Source organism: Nitrosospira sp. TNL200 (assembly GCF_055386305.1).
On record NZ_AP041003.1, the window covers coordinates 427,597 to 442,361 of the forward strand.

The following is a 14,765-nucleotide window of genomic DNA, read 5'->3' on the forward strand; positions in this document are numbered from 1 at the left end:
GCCGGATTTAGGATTATCGGCGGCAAAGCGATGGACACAGCGCAGCCCCGCCGGCTGCTTAGCTTCAAACCCCGCAAGAGCCTATACGGCAATCAGGGGGTAGCCATTCCATTATGGCGCAGGAGTGCGTCTATCTTCGGTTCGCGTCCGCGAAACGCGATAAACGATTCCAGTGCGGGGCGGCTTCCGCCCACCGCGAGAATTTCGTCACGGAAGCGTGCTCCGCTGCCGGGATCGATGACATCGCCGGTAGCACTTTCTTCAAACACGCTGTAGGCATCCGCAGACAGCACCTCGGCCCATTTGTAACTGTAATAGCCAGCCGCATAGCCGCCGCCAAAAATGTGGGAGAAGCTGTTAGGAAAGCGATTCCATGCGGGTGGCATGACAACGGCAATCTGACCGCGGATCTCGTCCAGCAACTGCAGCGGCGTCTTGCCCGTGCCCGGATCGAAATTGGAATGGATGCGCATATCGAACAAGGCAAATTCGATCTGCCGGAGCATTTGCAGGCCGCTTTGAAAATTCTTTGCAGCCAGCATGCGATCAAATAGCACATGCGAAATCGGTTGACCGCTCTCCACATGCCTGGCCATATTGCTTAATACTTCCCATTCCCAACAGAAATTCTCCATGAACTGGCTTGGCAGTTCGACTGCGTCCCACTCCACACCGTGGATTCCGGAGATGCCCAGGTCCTCCATGCGAGTAAGCAGATGGTGCAGCCCATGACCGAATTCATGGAATAAGGTGATGACTTCATCATGGGTGAACAGAGCCGGGCGAGCCTCGCCATTATTATGAACCGGGGCGGAGAAATTGCAGTTCAGGTACGCCACCGGCGCCTGTATCGACGGCTCTCCAGCCTGTTTCGGCTCAATGCGCCGACGACTGATGGCATCGTCCATCCATCCTCCGCCGCGTTTCCCGGCTCGCGCATAGAGATCAAGATAAAACAGGCCGATCAATTCTTCCTTCCTGCTCCGGATAGTGAAAAGCTTGACGTCGGGGTGCCAGAGTTGCGCGTCGGCTGCTTTCACCGATGCAATTACAATGTCGTACAGATTTTCCACGAGCCCGAACATGCCCCGTAATACGCTGGTCTCGGGGAAATATTGCTTCACATCCTGTTCGGAGAAGGTATAGCGGTCCAGCCGAAGTTTTTCGCTCACATAGGCAAGGTCCCAGGCTTCGAGCTTTTGGATTTGCAGTCTGTCGGATGCAAACTGGCGTAGCTCCTTCAGGTCCAGCTCCGCATAAGGTCGCGCCTTCGTGGCAAGTTCGCCGAGAAAATCCAGCACCTGCCGGGGAGTCGATGCCATTTTTGTCGCAAGCGATACTTCCGCGTAGCAATCGAATCCCAGAAGCTGGGCCTCTTCCTTGCGTAGTTCCAGTATCCTTGCGATAAGCGGGGTGTTGTCGAGATCGGGTGTGCTGTCCGATGTCTGGCCGGAAGGACCGAGCTCGCTGGCCCGGGTGACATAGGCGCGATACATTTTCTCCCGTAGATGCCGACTGTCCGCATACTGCATTAGCGGTATATATGATGGAGCATGCAAGGTGAATTTCCAGCCCGATGCCTGGTCTTTTTTGGCCAATTCGCTGGCGGTTTGCAGCACATCGTCCGGAATCCCTGAAATTTCCCCGGCGTCTTCGACATGCAGCATGAAGTTATTGGTTGCATCCAGCAAATTGTCATTGAATTTGGAAGACAGCACCGACAATTCTTCCTGGATACGGAGAAAGCGTTCTTTCTTTTCCGGGGGCAGTTCGGCTCCTCCCAAACGGAAATCACGCAATGCATCATTGATAATTTTTTTCCGGGCGGGGCTCAGGTTCTCGAATTCCGTGCCCTGCCCAAGCTGCTTGAACTTTTCGAACATCACCTGATCCTGGGAAAGTTCAGCATAATATTGCGTTACCAGGGGGAGATTGGCGTTATACACTTCCCGCAGTTCCGGAGTGTTTACTACCGCGTTCAAGTGCGAGATCTGCCCCCATGCGCGGGAAAGACGCTCATTAGCGTCTTCCATCGGCTGCACGAAATTCTGCCACTTCGGTATCGCCGTATCGGCGCGTATCGTTGAGATGACGGAGCGGCCTTCGGCCAGCAGTTCGCTGACAGCCGGGCTGATATGTTCGGTTCTGATTTCCGCAAAGCGCGGCAGTCCGGAGAAATCAAGCAGGGGGTTGGTCATTTTATTTCAGAGAACAGGTCCAGTTAACGGTTGATGGTTGACGGTTGAACAATGCACGGACTAATCATCGCAAAAGCAGGGGAAGCCGGACCGCTGCTCAATCGTGGTGGACGATATTGCCGTTGACCAAAGTGTATTTTACCCTTCCTTCCAGCTCCATGCCGAGAAATGGCGTATTGATGCCCTGGCTTTGGAGCATGGCAGGCTCCACTCTCCAGTATTCGTCGGGATCGAAGATACATAGATCCGCCGCTCCGCCGAGAGAGAGATACCCGGCATCCACGCCCAGTATGCGGGCGGGGTTGACCGTGATTCTGGATAAAGCTGCTGGCAGGGGAATTCGCATTTCCGCTGCCCACTTCAAAGTAAGCGGCAACAATAGCTCCAGGCCAATCGCTCCGGGCTCCGCTTCAGCAAAAGGAAGCAATTTTGCGTCTTCATCGACGGGCGCATGATCAGAACAGATTGCATCTATCGTACCATCCAGCAGTCCGGCTCGCAGCGAATCGCGATCACCCAGCCCCCGCAGCGGTGGAACCAGATGGCAATTGGAATCGAAGAAACCAATATCCATTTCCGACAGGTGAATATGATTTGCCGCCACATCGCACGAAATCGGCAGGCCCTGGGACTTTGCCACCCTTACCATGGCGACTCCTTCCGCGCTGGAGATCCGGCACAAGTGTATGGTTGCGCCGGTCTCCCTTGCCATCAGTATGATATTTGACAGCGCGATGGTTTCCGCGCATACAGGAATCGCGGGCAAGCCCAATCGTGTCGCCACCTCGCCATCGTGCGCCACTCCGCCATCGGCCAGTGCCGCATCCTGAGGGCGCAGCCATACCGGGAAGCCGAACGTCGCGGCATACTGCATCGCATGCATCATGATACGCGCGTTTGGCAGCGACATATCCGCCTGTCCGAATGCGACACAGCCGGCGTCGTACAATTCGGCCATTTCCGTAAGCCGCTCTCCCCTCAATCCCTGGGTCAGGGCTCCCACCGGATAAACATGCGCTTGGTTGAGGCTGCGGGCGCGATGTTTCAGCATTTCCACCAGCCCCGGCTCATCCAGTACCGGGTCGGTATCGGGAGAGCAGGAGAGGCTAGTGACGCCACCCGCCACCGCCGCTACCATCTCGGATTCGAGCGTGGCTTTATACTCGAAGCCGGGCTCGCGCAATCGCGCGGACAGATCGACGAGTCCAGGGCAAACCACTAGATTCTGCGCGTTTATTTCCCGATTAGGATGGAAGTCCGGCGGAGCATCACCGATAGCAATGATCTTGCCAGCGGCGATAAACACATCCATGACGCCGTCGAGGCCACTTCCTGGGTCTATTACCCGTCCGTTCTGAATATGCAGCTTCATTGCGCTTTCAGGTTCCGGTCAGAATCGACATGACCGCCATACGTACGGCGATGCCGAAGGTAACCTGTGGCAGAATGACGGACTGGCTGCCATCCGCAACGGCGGAATCGATTTCGACTCCTCGATTCATCGGACCGGGGTGCAATACGATCGCACCGCTCTTTGCAAGCGCCAGTTTTTCCGGTGTCAATCCATAGTATTTGAAATACTCTTCGGTGCTGGGAAGCCTCGCGTTCAGCATGCGTTCCTGTTGCAGGCGCAGCATCATCAGGACATCGATATCTTTCAGGCCTTGCGCCATCTCGTGAAAAACACGCACTCCCAGACGCTCCACTTTGGCTGGGAGCAGGGTTTTTGGGGCGATAACGCGGACTTCGGGTACCCCGAGCGTAGTCAATGCGTGAATCTGGGAACGCGCTACGCGCGAATGGAGAATATCGCCGACTATGGCAACGCGCAGGGTATGAAAGTCGCGCTTGTAGCGGCGGATCGTGAACATGTCGAGCAATGCCTGGGTGGGATGCGCGTGCCGGCCGTCTCCCGCATTGATGACATGAATCTCCGGCCTTACGTGACGCGCTATCAGGTGCGGGGCGCCGCTTTGGGAGTGGCGTACCACGAACATGTCGGCATGCATCGCAGAGAGGTTATCCACCGTGTCCAGTAGCGTTTCCCCTTTCGACTGCGACGAAGCGGCGATATTCAAATTTACAACGTCCGCGGAGAGCCGCTTCGCGGCGATCTCGAAAGTTGTCCGGGTCCGGGTACTGGGTTCGAAAAAAAGATTGAATACGGATTTGCCCCGCAGCAACGGGACTTTTTTAACGTCGCGCTCGGTTACCCCCATGAAGGACTCGGCGGTATCGAGTATATTCAACAAGACGGGCGCAGGCAGCCCTTCGGTGGTAAGAAGGTGCTGCAATCTGCCGTTCCTGTTCAGCTGAGGGTTATGCGTCATTGTCCCGAGGAGCCCTGTCATACAGGCTTAGGCTCAATTTTCCTTCGGTGCTTTTATTCAAGGCCAGCATTTTGTCCGGCGGCAAGGTAAGTGTGGCCGCGATATATTGCGCGGCGACAGGAAGCTCCCTGCCTCCGCGATCCACCAGCGTGGCAAGGCGAATGCTCGCTGGGCGCCCGTAGTCGAACAATTCATTGATGGCGGCCCGGATAGTGCGGCCCGTGAAAAGCACATCATCCACCAGGATGATGTGGCTGCCCTCCACCCCGAACTGGATATCGGAAGGCTTTACCTGAGAATGCAAACCGATCTGGCTAAAGTCGTCACGATAGAAGGATACATCCAGGGATCCGACAGGAAGCAAAACGTTCAGGCTTTCATGCAACCGTTCCGCTAGCCATACCCCCCCCGTATAAATACCCACCAATGCCGTGGCCTCGTTGATATCGGGGCGCAACTGATCTGCCAGATTGGCAAGTAGCTGCTCTGCGTCAGGCAGTTCCATCATTTCCATCGAAATAAGCTTGCAATATCACCTGGGCTGCTACTTGATCCAGCATGGGTTTTTGTTTTTTTCCTTTTACACCAGCTTCCCGCAATGCCGAGCTGGCAGAAATGGAGGTGTAACGCTCATCCACGAGCACGACAGGAACACCGAAGCGCCCTCCCAGCCGCTGCGCGAACCGGCGGCTCAGCCGGGTAAGTTCATGCTCAACTCCGTCGGCATGAACCGGTAAGCCGACAACCAATAGTACCGGCCGCCATTCTTTGATCAGTTCTTCGATACCGCTGAAGCGATTCGCCGTTTTCTCGGCATCAACTGTGGCAAGAGGATGCGCCAGTCCCAGCTCATGGCTGCCCACCGCGACACCGATGCGTTTGCGCCCGAAATCGAAGGCAAGCACGGTCCCGCCATGGTCAATTCCAGCATGTTCATCATCGCGCGCCAGAGTATCCTCTCATTTGTTCATGTGCGCAGGCCTCGCGTCCCTCCGCGGGGATAGCTGTCAGCAATGGCCTGCGTCGTTGGACAGGCTGGAAAAATCTATTCCGAGCAGACGGGTTGCCGCCGCCAGACGTTCCTCGCACGGCAGGTCGAACATCACGCTGGGCGAGGCAGGGACTGTGAGCCAGGCGTTCTGGGATAGCTCATGCTCTATCTGGCCTGGCGCCCACCCGGAATAGCCCAGCGCGACCAGCAGCTGTTTTGGGCTGTCCCCGTTTGCTATGGCGCGCAGAATATCGAGTGATGTGGTCAGCCCCACCTGATGATTCACCACCATAGTCGATTGCCATTCGCCTATCGGCTGATGCAATACAAAACCGCGATCCAGTTGCACCGGCCCTCCAAACATCACCGGCAGGCCTTCCAGCGGATATCCTTCCGATGAAATGTCAAGCTGCTCGAACAGGTCTTTCAGCGTCAGATCGATGGGCCTGTTTACTACCAGTCCCAGTGCACCCTGTTCGTTGTGATCACAAATGTAAGTAAGTGTTCGCGCAAAGAACGGGTCAGCCATGGCGGGCATGGCGATCAGAAAATGGTGAGTCAAGTCGATACTTTGCATGGGTGGGTGGTCTGCATGCGCACTCCATATAGAAATAGATCAACCTGCCTGGAGTCCCGGTGTTCCGCCATATTCTGCCAGCACGGCAGATGTTTGACTATCATTGTAAAACGAAACGGTTTTTTGCAATACCTTTTAATCTAAAATCCGGCAGTTGGACAGGGTGAAGTGTGCGATTTTTGGAGTGCAGGGCAAGGTGCAATGACGCGGAATGACCATTCCATTCCAGGGAGTTGCAACGCAGCCATGTGCCGCAAAAATCGCGCAATCCGTCCTGTGGCGAACCCACCATACAGGTGGATGTCGAGTGCCGCCAAAAGGCTTTGTGGATCATGGTTTTCTAAACTGGAAATGAGCGGTCAACTGCCGGATTTAGGTTTAAGGAAGCGCTGAGCAAATCTCCGCTGGCGCGACGGCGGCTTTGCGGGATGCAAACGTCCGCTTCGCGTCTCGGCATAACAGTGCACAACGTGGGTGAGAAACAAGTGTTAACAGGCTCACGTTAAGGAAATCGCGATCGTGGCCGGGCCTGCCGGCATCGAGCCAGGACGATCTTTTTTTCATATCCTGATATTTTGCAATCTCATGTCATTCAGTCTGCGTGCGGCAGTTGGCGCTGGAATCATTTCAGGAATCATCGCCACCGTGGTGCAGGCGGCATTATGGTGGCTGTTCCAGGAGCCCTTGCCGGAAATACTATATCGGGATGCGCGCCTGACCGCCGCGATTCTCATGGGGCCGGAAGTACTGCCTCCGCCGGCTTCATTCGATTGGATGGTAATGATAGTCGCAACCCTCATTCACTTCCTTATTTCCATTGGTTACGGCATCATCCTGGCTTATCTTGCTCTTCGCTTCCACAGGTTGTTTTCCCTGTTTATCGGGGCCGTTTTCGGCATGGCTGTCTACGTGATAAACATGTACGGATTTACATTGATTTTCCCGTGGTTCTCGATTGCGCGCGACTGGATCACCTTCTTCACTCATATTGCATTTGGAATGTGTCTGGCGGGTGTGTACAGACAGCTTGCAAGGCATGGGACATAATGGATTGGCCTTGCCGTTTCGCCATGGACCCTGGCGCCTGGACCCTGGATATGGCGGCAGCATGGGCGTGCTCAGCCATTCCTTGCGTAGCTCAAAAGATTGGATACAAGATGGTGAAATTTTTTCTTGGGATTGGATACACTGCCCGGGTCCAGCTCTGCGGCGGCGCATTGGTCATCCGTCACTTCCGCACGGCAAAAATGAATGTATTCGTCCCAGTCCCTGTTGTATGCAGGTAGATCCTTCTGAGGAACGTAAGGCTTGAAGTCCAGGATGATTTCCTCCATGACCGGCAGCCTGGCGCGAAGGTAGGTGTCGATGCTCTTGGGCCAATTGGCAGGTTCGGGGTACAGGCCGGCCAGGGTGGACAGCATGCGGGCACGATAGTCGCGGACAGCCTGAGCATGCAGTCTGCGCTGAAACAGTTCATAAATGCCGGAAAAAACAAGTGCTGCTGCAAGCAGGACCAAAGGCCACATGGGCACCTGATTGAAATATCCGGATATCTGGTCGGTATATTCGTTCATATTCTTTTCATGCTCCGGGAAAGCGGATAGCACCCTGGTCGCCATGACAGGGTATCCATTACAGGGCCATTATGTTTCCTTCCCATGTACTGGCGCATGTTATACTCGGCGTTCCCAAGCTGGCGTACCAGGGGGTGAGGGGGAAGGAAAGGGCTCTCAAGGAGGATTATAAGCTTTGGAGAATGCTGGTCAATCGCCGCGGTGCGGCCAATTCATTCTCCGGAATTTTTGAGGCAGCGCGATTTCCCCATTCATGCAGCAACTGGATGCGCCACACTTCCTCCTGAGCTTTGCCTCGCCTGCTACCTGCAAGCGGCTGGGCGGTACTCTGGCGGCACGGTTCCTTTCACGATTTCCGGCAACCCATTTTCAGGATCGTTGCTGTCATTGCAGATCCATTTTTGGCCCGTCGCTGTCGCCAATACCAGGGTTCTGCCCATTCCCTCCTCCACCAAGCCGGGGCTGACGCCATTGTTCCTGAATTTTGCAGTTACCTGAAACCCTGAAGGAAGAATGAGAGGTGTCAGGCTGGCAACATATTTTCCGTTCCCGTGAGGTATGAGAGCGTCAAATTCCGCGTTGGTCGGCCATCTTCCGTTGCTTGCGTGGAACTCGGATATGGGGGCTTTCACGCCGTCCAGCAGATTCATCGCTTCGACCACCTGTTCCCGGGCCTGTGCATCCTCATACATCTGATATGCCGGAGGAATGGCGATTGTGGTCAGAATGCCAATCATCGCAATCACCATCATTGAATTGATCAACGTCAAGCCTTTTTGGTCCTGCCTCATGCTAACCAGACTCCTTTTGGATGAACCATTACATTCGAAACCATGCGACGCTACTTGATCAGAAGCACAGGTATGGTCGAGAGGTACATGACCTGGGCAGCGACCGAACCCAGCAATATACCTTTCACTATTCCCAGTCCCCGCGGTCCGATCACTATCTGATCGCAATCTGTCTCCCTCGCATATCGCGCGATTGTTTCGGCAGGATTTCCTACCGCAATGTGATATTGATAGGCAATGCCGTTATGATCCAGCAATGCGCGTGCAGCTTTCAAGGCCTTCGTGCCTTCTTCCCGGTGATACCAGTCGATGCTTTCCTTGTCGATGAAAAGGGGCACATTGCCGCGCCGCGGGGGCTGCACGTTCAACAGGTGTATCTGAGGCAACTCCGTGTACCAGTCCAGCAGCTTGATGAACTTTTCGGTGGCGTTGTCGGAATTATCCGAACCATCCACCGGCACCAAAAATTTCAACATCGTTCTTTCTCCATAACCGGAACAGTGGCATTTGTTCCCAGAGACGAGCTAAGGTTGCTTATTTCCATCATCCGCCAGGTCCGCAATATGCGTGGTTTTTGCCCCCGCTTTCCCCCCCAGCCATTTTCCGGCAGCGACCACCAGGAGCGCGCCGCAAGCTGGAGCGAGCCAGTGGAGAAAAGCGGCATGGGTGCTGACCCATTCGCTGATAACAGCATCCTTGACGCTCATGTCGCCCGAGATCCAGCCGAGCAAGCCAGCACCGATAATAATGGTTGCTGGAAAACGGTCCATGATTCTTATCACCAATTTGCTTCCCCACACGATGACGGGGACGCTCACCAGGAGGCCAAAGAGGACCAGAATGAGGCTGTCGCGCGCAGCGCCTGCGATGGCGACGACGTTGTCGAGGCTCATTACGGCATCGGCAATGATAATCGTCTTGATTGCACCCGGCAGCGTAGTGCTGGCGGTGACAGCGTGCCCTGAAGTTTCCGGTTCTGGCTGAAGCAGTTTGATTCCGATCCAGAGCAGCAGCACTGCGGCGATTATCTTCAGGAATGGAATGCCAAGCAGGGAAAGGGCGAAAAAGATTAGCACCATGCGCAAGGCAATGGCGCCGAATACACCCCAGAAAATACCTATGTTGCGTTGCTTTTCGGGAAGTTTGCGACAGGCAAGCGCAATGACTACCGCATTGTCTCCCCCCAGCACAATATCGATAGCGATGATTTGCAGTACCGCTACCCAGAATTGCGGACTGGCTATATCCATAACTGAACTTTAGGTGGCGTGGCTTGGTAATGTCTTTGGAGCCCTGGAAAGGGAGTGTTTGCGGGTGGCTCGCTGAATTGCTATGGAGATTATACCAGTGTCCCTCTTGAAAACCCTTAGTGCCGGGTGATTTCGTTCCTGGTAATCGACGCGGCCACAACCCGTGCTAATCCGATCCCGGTTTCTATTCCACCACCAGTTTAGTGGAAGGATTGTCGTCGTCCTCACAGACCGTTTCCATGCCAAGGAATTGGAGGATCTGGCGCTTGCGGGGCAGAGTGTCGCGATAACCCAGATCGATCAATGCCCGGCAGAACGGTTCTTCAAATAAAACGTAGCTCAGAAGCGATGAGCCGTCGCGCCTCATGGCGCCAATGGCGCGAAAAAAAAGACGCAAGGTGCGGGGAAGCGCGAGTGCATGCTGTTCCGCAAGCGTGTTGATTTCCAGGCTGGGGGAGATCACCATGCATTCCACCGGACGTAACCCCATCTCATTGGTTTGCAGCCTTTCTTCAGGAATCATCCGGAGCGTGGTATTGATGCGTTGCAGGCGTTCCAGGTCCACATCCAGACTATCGAGAAAAATGCTCCCCATGATGTGACCCCCTATCTGGGCAAGCGTGGGGTAGCTGTCCACCTTAACCCGATCTGGCGGGGATTCGACAGATTTGCGTACGCCAATCACCAGTACCCGTTCTGCTCCAAGGTGCAGTGCAGGGCTGATGGGCGCGAGTTGGCGCATGGATCCATCGCCGAAATATTCGCGGTTGATTCGCACGGCGGGAAAAAGAAGAGGAATTGCGGAAGATGCCATGAGATGCTCGACCCCAATGCAGGTTGCTACGCCAATACGCCGTTCTCTCTTCCACGGCACGATGTTGTCTGCTCCCTGATAAAACGTGACTGACTGCCCTGAGGTATAGCCCCAGGCAGTTATGCCCAGCGCGGATAGGGCTCCCGTCTGGATGCTTCTCTGAATGCCTTGAAATGGCAGGTGACGTTCCAGCATTTCAGCAAGCGGCGCATTATCGAGCAGGGAGATGGCGCTACGTTGTTTGATCCATCCTCCCCAGAGCAGGGAAGAAAGCCATCGAAAAGCATTTCCGAATACGCCGGCGGGATCGGATCGGTATGCCTGGCCGACATGTGCGTTCTCCCACACCGCAGACAGTTCTTCCAGTCCTTTATGATAATTGCGGGCCGAAATCGCCAGGCTGACCGCGTTGAAGGCACCTGCGGACGTGCCGCAGATAATGGGGAAGGGATTCTTTCTTACCTTGGGCAGCATGGAGGCAATGGCGCACAGTACGCCAACCTGATAGGCGGCGCGGGCACCTCCTCCCGTCAGGACGAGGCCGACTTTAGGCTGCAGTGGATTTGGACTCGAATACATTCGCAAGCAACCAGTTTGCTTCGTGCGTGACGTGCCTGCGCAGGTTTCGGCGAGAAGGCTTGATCCGAGGTGGAGCGCCTTCAGAGGTTCCTCAAGATTTCAGAGAGTATGAAACGTGTGCATGAAGCCGAAATATACCAGATTCGGGACAGGGAAGTTGCTTCAGAAGCGGGGGTGAGGCAGGGAAAGCGTATTCTAGGGAAGCGCTGAATAAATCTCCGCTGGCGCGGCGGTGGCTTTGCGGGATGGGATGCGCGAAAGGCGACGACGCGAATGGTTGACCCCCTTCGCTAGGAGCCTGACAAGGCAGACCGCTCGCAAAACCCCGCCCCATAAGGGTTGCGGTAAAATCGGGCGAGACCGCGCAGGGCGGAGCAGTGTCTTCCGAAGGAAGATGCGACCCCGTAGCGGGCTGCTGGCGCCCCATGTATACTTTGGCGCGCTCTGGCATCCCCGCCGCTGCCCGATCCCCGCTCGCGGGGCCCCTCGGGCCACGCTCTGGGGAACCATAGCGTTGCGCTCCTTGGCATCGTAGTCCAAGCTACGACCTGCGTCGCGCGCCTTATGATCATCCCGATTTTACCAACAACGCGCTCAGCGAGGATTTGTTCAGCGCTTCCCTAGGTATCAGGGCTCGGGAAAATCATTGCGTGATAGCGATTATTCGGGACTTCCTTGATTTGCACGGCTGCCAATCATATTCTCCGGTTTTACCCACGAGTCGAACTGTTCGGCTGTTACAAGGCCGGATGCGATTCCGGCTTCCCTTAGGGTTAGCTTTTCATGGTGCGCTTTTTTTGCAATTTTTGCCGCGCTGTCATAGCCAATATAAGGAGTGAGCGCGGTAGCCAGCATCAGCGAATTGCGCATCAACTCATCGATACGTTCCCTGTTGGCGGTAATTCCGGTCGCGCAATGCTTGTCGAAGCTTGTCATGCCATCCGAAAGGAGGCGCACGCTTTGCAGAAAGTTGTGGATGATGAGGGGTTTCATTACATTCAGTTCGAGATTACCCATCGCACCGCCAAAGTTAATGGCGACATCATTGCCCATCACCTGGCAGCAAGACATGATGACTGCTTCGCACTGGGTCGGGTTGACTTTACCGGGCATGATGGAACTGCCTGGCTCATTTTCCGGAATTTGCAGCTCCCCGATACCGCAGCGCGGCCCCGATGCGAGCCAGCGAATATCATTCGCGATTTTAATCAGGGATGCGGCGACGGTTTTCAGCGCGCCGTGCGCATAAACCAGCGCATCGTGGGATGCCAGGGCCTGAAACTTATTCGGCGCGCCGACAAAGGGCAGGCCGCTCGCTCGCGATAGCTGTGACGCCACTCTTGCAGCGAATTCAGGATGTGTATTCAAGCCGGTTCCCACGGCCGTTCCCCCTGCCGCCAATTCGTATAGATGCGGAAGTGTTGCATCGATGTGATTCAGATCATGATCCAGTTGCGAGACATATCCAGAGAATTCCTGTCCTAATGTCAACGGTGTGGCATCCTGCAAATGGGTTCGGCCAATCTTGACAATGTCCGCGAATTCTTCCATTTTCGCGGCCAGAGTCTGACGTAACGCAAGCATGGCGGGCTTCAATTGACCAGTAATGGAGCGGGCCGCAGCCACGTGCATTGCGGAAGGAAAAATATCGTTGGATGATTGCCCCTTGTTTACATCGTCATTGGGGTGAATTCGGATTCTGATTTCGCGGCCCTGTCCGAGCAGTTCCGACGCCCTATTCGCGAGTACTTCATTCATGTTCATATTGGTTTGCGTTCCCGACCCCGTCTGCCAGACGACGAGGGGAAATTCCGCGTCATGTTGTCCGGAAATCACCTCGTCCGCTGCCCGGATAATGGCTGTTGCCTTATCTCCATCCAGCAGGCCAAGGTCGCGGTTTACGCTGGCGGCGGCGCGCTTGAGCATTGCAAGGGCATGAATTAACGCCAGTGGCATGCGTTCGCCCGAAATCCTGAAATTCTGCAGCGAACGCTGGGTCTGGGCGCCCCACAAGGCTTCGGTGGGCACTTGCATCATGCCCATCGTGTCATGTTCCTCACGGTAATTCATACAGACCTTCTGTTCTGTCAGGGAAAGTGGAGCGAAGCGCGCGGGACAATAATGCCTGTGAATGCGGGTTATAACTTGTGCGAAGATGAATGTTCAAGGACCGCCCAGCCCTGGAGGTGAAAGAAACAGAATGCGGACAGCTACAGTTCACGCATTCTATCCGGGCCGTTCTTCAGCGAGAGGTTTTACTGTAACGGAGCGGATCGGAAACCCGGTGCTGCCGATTTGTCTACCTACGAATATCTCGTGGCTTGCAGATCAATTTTCAAGAAACGATTCTTCGCCCGGATGTCCGGTTTCGCGGTCTATCCAGTCGGAAATGCCAATCTCGTCTTCAGCTTCCTCCAGGGTTTCCCCCGGCTCATAGTCCGACTCGGCGTTGTATTCCATATCCTGAATAGCGTCGAGCAAGGTTGGGAAAGGACCGAAAATCTTGTCGCTTTCCTTTTCATCGTGCCAATAAAAACCATCGGGACGCTCGACGATACGCGTGCTATCGTAATCGTCTGATTCTTGTGGAACCGGCTGTTCCATAGTACCCCCACTAAGGTTTTCTGAGTTGAAACGTCGTTAATATTAACCTTGTCCCTGAAATTTTACCAGCGTAAATATTCGAGCCGGGGCGTAAAAATAACGCCTTTTCCTGCTGATCGCGCCAGCGAGCATCCAGGAGAATAATCACAAATGAGGGAAATGAGGACTCGCATGGATACCCGCTCGAAAGCGGGTCAATGAGCCAGCCTCTGATGCACAAGCCGATACCGTGCTGTTGAAAAAAGGCGGCTTGGGTAGCCGACGCGGCCGCCTCCCTTAACAGGCCCTAAGGATTCAAGAACGGGATCCCGACAGGGGAAATGGCCAACTGGAAGCGGGGGTATTAGCCGGGCCCGATGTGTCCGGCTTTTTTTTAGCTCCTTTTTTTGTGGAAATCTTTTTTTCCGTCTTGGCTTTTCCAGTGGAGCCGGCCTTCTTTTCAGGTTCCTTGGCCGCCGATTTCTTGACCGGACTGGTTTTCTCGAATGCAGAAGCCTTTGACGCCGGTGATTTCGTGATGGAAGGGGATGCCTTTTTCTCAGCCTTCCTTTCCGTTTTCTTTTCAGCTATTTTCTTTTCGGCTGTCTTCTTCTCCGTTTTCTTCTCGCCTGTTTTCTTTTCCGCTTTCTTTTCGCCTGTTTTCTTCTCGGGTTTTTTTTCTTTCTTTTTTTCCACTTTTTTCTCGGTTGATTCCTTGACAGCCTTTGTTACCGGCGCTTCCTTTTTGGAAGGCGCTTTTGCTTTTGTTTCGGTAGTCTTCGCTTTTGCTATTGTCGTGGTGGCCGTTTTTTTTTCGGCTAATTCCTTAGCTGGTTCCTTGGCTGCAGATTTTTTGGATGGAGCCTCTTTCTGTGCCACAGGCTTTTTGGTAGCGGGGGATTTCTTGACAGCAGGTTCTTGTGCCGCAGATTTTTTGGTAGTTGCCATTTCAACCTCCAGATTTAAGGTTATACGGAATAAACCCTTTCTATGTAGCGCATACACCGCTCTTATGCCGCAGCCATGAAAATACCGGATAACGGCAATCCCGTTTGGATAACTCCGGAATGAATCATCG

General features: G+C 54.5%; 15 protein-coding genes. 1 reads left to right on the forward strand and 14 read right to left on the reverse strand.

Going from position 1 to position 14,765, the window contains the following annotated elements; translation table 11 throughout:
- Window positions 1-92 precede the first annotated feature (92 nt).
- From ACZ5CE_RS01975 to ACZ5CE_RS02000, 6 genes are all read right to left on the reverse strand, one after another.
- Window positions 93-2,198, reverse strand: coding sequence for a M3 family metallopeptidase (locus ACZ5CE_RS01975; protein WP_464576092.1), 2,106 nt, complete (start codon window positions 2,196-2,198; stop codon window positions 93-95).
- A 97-nt stretch (window positions 2,199-2,295) separates the two neighbouring features.
- Window positions 2,296-3,570 carry a dihydroorotase gene (locus tag ACZ5CE_RS01980; protein WP_464576093.1) on the reverse strand — a complete coding sequence of 425 codons (1,275 nt, stop codon included), beginning with the start codon at window positions 3,568-3,570 and terminating at the stop codon, window positions 2,296-2,298.
- A gap of 7 nt (window positions 3,571-3,577) precedes the next feature.
- Window positions 3,578-4,528 carry an aspartate carbamoyltransferase catalytic subunit gene (locus ACZ5CE_RS01985; protein ID WP_464577380.1) on the reverse strand — a complete coding sequence of 317 codons (951 nt, stop codon included), beginning with the start codon at window positions 4,526-4,528 and terminating at the stop codon, window positions 3,578-3,580.
- On the reverse strand, window positions 4,518-5,033 hold the full coding sequence (gene pyrR, locus ACZ5CE_RS01990) for a bifunctional pyr operon transcriptional regulator/uracil phosphoribosyltransferase PyrR (RefSeq protein WP_464577382.1): 516 nt from the start codon (window positions 5,031-5,033) through the stop codon (window positions 4,518-4,520). Before pyrR ends, ACZ5CE_RS01985 begins: the two co-directional genes overlap by 11 nt.
- Window positions 5,020-5,478 carry a Holliday junction resolvase RuvX gene (gene ruvX / locus ACZ5CE_RS01995; RefSeq protein WP_464577384.1) on the reverse strand — a complete coding sequence of 153 codons (459 nt, stop codon included), beginning with the start codon at window positions 5,476-5,478 and terminating at the stop codon, window positions 5,020-5,022. The genes pyrR and ruvX overlap by 14 nt, the downstream gene beginning before the upstream one ends.
- 57 nt (window positions 5,479-5,535) lie before the next feature.
- Entirely contained in the window at window positions 5,536-6,096 is a 561-nt protein-coding gene (locus tag ACZ5CE_RS02000) for a YqgE/AlgH family protein (protein WP_464576094.1), read from the reverse strand.
- A 519-nt stretch (window positions 6,097-6,615) separates the two neighbouring features.
- Here ACZ5CE_RS02000 and ACZ5CE_RS02005 point away from each other — a divergent pair.
- The gene (locus tag ACZ5CE_RS02005) at window positions 6,616-7,143 is read left to right on the forward strand and encodes a sodium:proline symporter (RefSeq protein WP_464576095.1); all 528 of its coding nucleotides are present in this window, start codon (window positions 6,616-6,618) and stop codon (window positions 7,141-7,143) included.
- A 71-nt stretch (window positions 7,144-7,214) separates the two neighbouring features.
- On the opposite strand, the gene ACZ5CE_RS02010 is transcribed toward ACZ5CE_RS02005, so the two are convergent.
- From ACZ5CE_RS02010 to ACZ5CE_RS02045, 8 genes are all read right to left on the reverse strand, one after another.
- Entirely contained in the window at window positions 7,215-7,715 is a 501-nt protein-coding gene (locus ACZ5CE_RS02010) for a hypothetical protein (protein ID WP_464576096.1), read from the reverse strand.
- A 257-nt stretch (window positions 7,716-7,972) separates the two neighbouring features.
- Complete coding sequence (locus ACZ5CE_RS02015) at window positions 7,973-8,461, reverse strand: pilin (RefSeq protein WP_464576097.1); 489 nt, start codon at window positions 8,459-8,461, stop codon at window positions 7,973-7,975.
- Window positions 8,462-8,511: 50 nt separating this feature from the next.
- Window positions 8,512-8,937, reverse strand: coding sequence for a universal stress protein (locus tag ACZ5CE_RS02020; RefSeq protein WP_464576098.1), 426 nt, complete (start codon window positions 8,935-8,937; stop codon window positions 8,512-8,514).
- A gap of 48 nt (window positions 8,938-8,985) precedes the next feature.
- Window positions 8,986-9,711 (reverse strand): TerC family protein, encoded by a 726-nt coding sequence (locus tag ACZ5CE_RS02025; RefSeq protein WP_464576099.1) that lies wholly within the window; start codon window positions 9,709-9,711, stop codon window positions 8,986-8,988.
- 184 nt (window positions 9,712-9,895) lie between these two features.
- Window positions 9,896-11,104, reverse strand: a complete 1,209-nt coding sequence (locus ACZ5CE_RS02030) for a patatin-like phospholipase family protein (protein ID WP_464576100.1) — start codon at window positions 11,102-11,104, stop codon at window positions 9,896-9,898.
- Between the two features lie 660 nt (window positions 11,105-11,764).
- Window positions 11,765-13,174, reverse strand: a complete 1,410-nt coding sequence (gene fumC, locus ACZ5CE_RS02035; protein WP_464576101.1) for a class II fumarate hydratase — start codon at window positions 13,172-13,174, stop codon at window positions 11,765-11,767.
- 258 nt (window positions 13,175-13,432) lie between these two features.
- Entirely contained in the window at window positions 13,433-13,708 is a 276-nt protein-coding gene (locus ACZ5CE_RS02040) for a hypothetical protein (protein WP_464576102.1), read from the reverse strand.
- Between the two features lie 294 nt (window positions 13,709-14,002).
- Window positions 14,003-14,635, reverse strand: coding sequence for a hypothetical protein (locus ACZ5CE_RS02045; RefSeq protein WP_464576103.1), 633 nt, complete (start codon window positions 14,633-14,635; stop codon window positions 14,003-14,005).
- Window positions 14,636-14,765 lie beyond the last annotated feature (130 nt).

What these genes read in the sequence shown, in the direction of transcription:
- ACZ5CE_RS02010 (WP_464576096.1), bottom strand. Translation starts at nt 7,715, where the DNA reads ATGGCGACCAGGGTGCTATCCGCTTTCCCGGAGCATGAAAAGAATATG.
- ACZ5CE_RS01980 (WP_464576093.1), bottom strand. Translation starts at nt 3,570, where the DNA reads ATGAAGCTGCATATTCAGAACGGACGGGTAATAGACCCAGGAAGTGGC.
- ACZ5CE_RS01985 (WP_464577380.1), bottom strand. Translation starts at nt 4,528, where the DNA reads ATGACGCATAACCCTCAGCTGAACAGGAACGGCAGATTGCAGCACCTT.
- ACZ5CE_RS02040 (WP_464576102.1), bottom strand. Translation starts at nt 13,708, where the DNA reads ATGGAACAGCCGGTTCCACAAGAATCAGACGATTACGATAGCACGCGT.
- ACZ5CE_RS02045 (WP_464576103.1), bottom strand. Translation starts at nt 14,635, where the DNA reads ATGGCAACTACCAAAAAATCTGCGGCACAAGAACCTGCTGTCAAGAAA.
- ACZ5CE_RS01975 (WP_464576092.1), bottom strand. Translation starts at nt 2,198, where the DNA reads ATGACCAACCCCCTGCTTGATTTCTCCGGACTGCCGCGCTTTGCGGAA.
- fumC (WP_464576101.1), bottom strand. Translation starts at nt 13,174, where the DNA reads ATGAATTACCGTGAGGAACATGACACGATGGGCATGATGCAAGTGCCC.
- ACZ5CE_RS02030 (WP_464576100.1), bottom strand. Translation starts at nt 11,104, where the DNA reads ATGTATTCGAGTCCAAATCCACTGCAGCCTAAAGTCGGCCTCGTCCTG.
- ACZ5CE_RS02000 (WP_464576094.1), bottom strand. Translation starts at nt 6,096, where the DNA reads ATGCAAAGTATCGACTTGACTCACCATTTTCTGATCGCCATGCCCGCC.
- pyrR (WP_464577382.1), bottom strand. Translation starts at nt 5,033, where the DNA reads ATGGAACTGCCTGACGCAGAGCAGCTACTTGCCAATCTGGCAGATCAG.
- ACZ5CE_RS02015 (WP_464576097.1), bottom strand. Translation starts at nt 8,461, where the DNA reads ATGAGGCAGGACCAAAAAGGCTTGACGTTGATCAATTCAATGATGGTG.
- ACZ5CE_RS02020 (WP_464576098.1), bottom strand. Translation starts at nt 8,937, where the DNA reads ATGTTGAAATTTTTGGTGCCGGTGGATGGTTCGGATAATTCCGACAAC.
- ACZ5CE_RS02025 (WP_464576099.1), bottom strand. Translation starts at nt 9,711, where the DNA reads ATGGATATAGCCAGTCCGCAATTCTGGGTAGCGGTACTGCAAATCATC.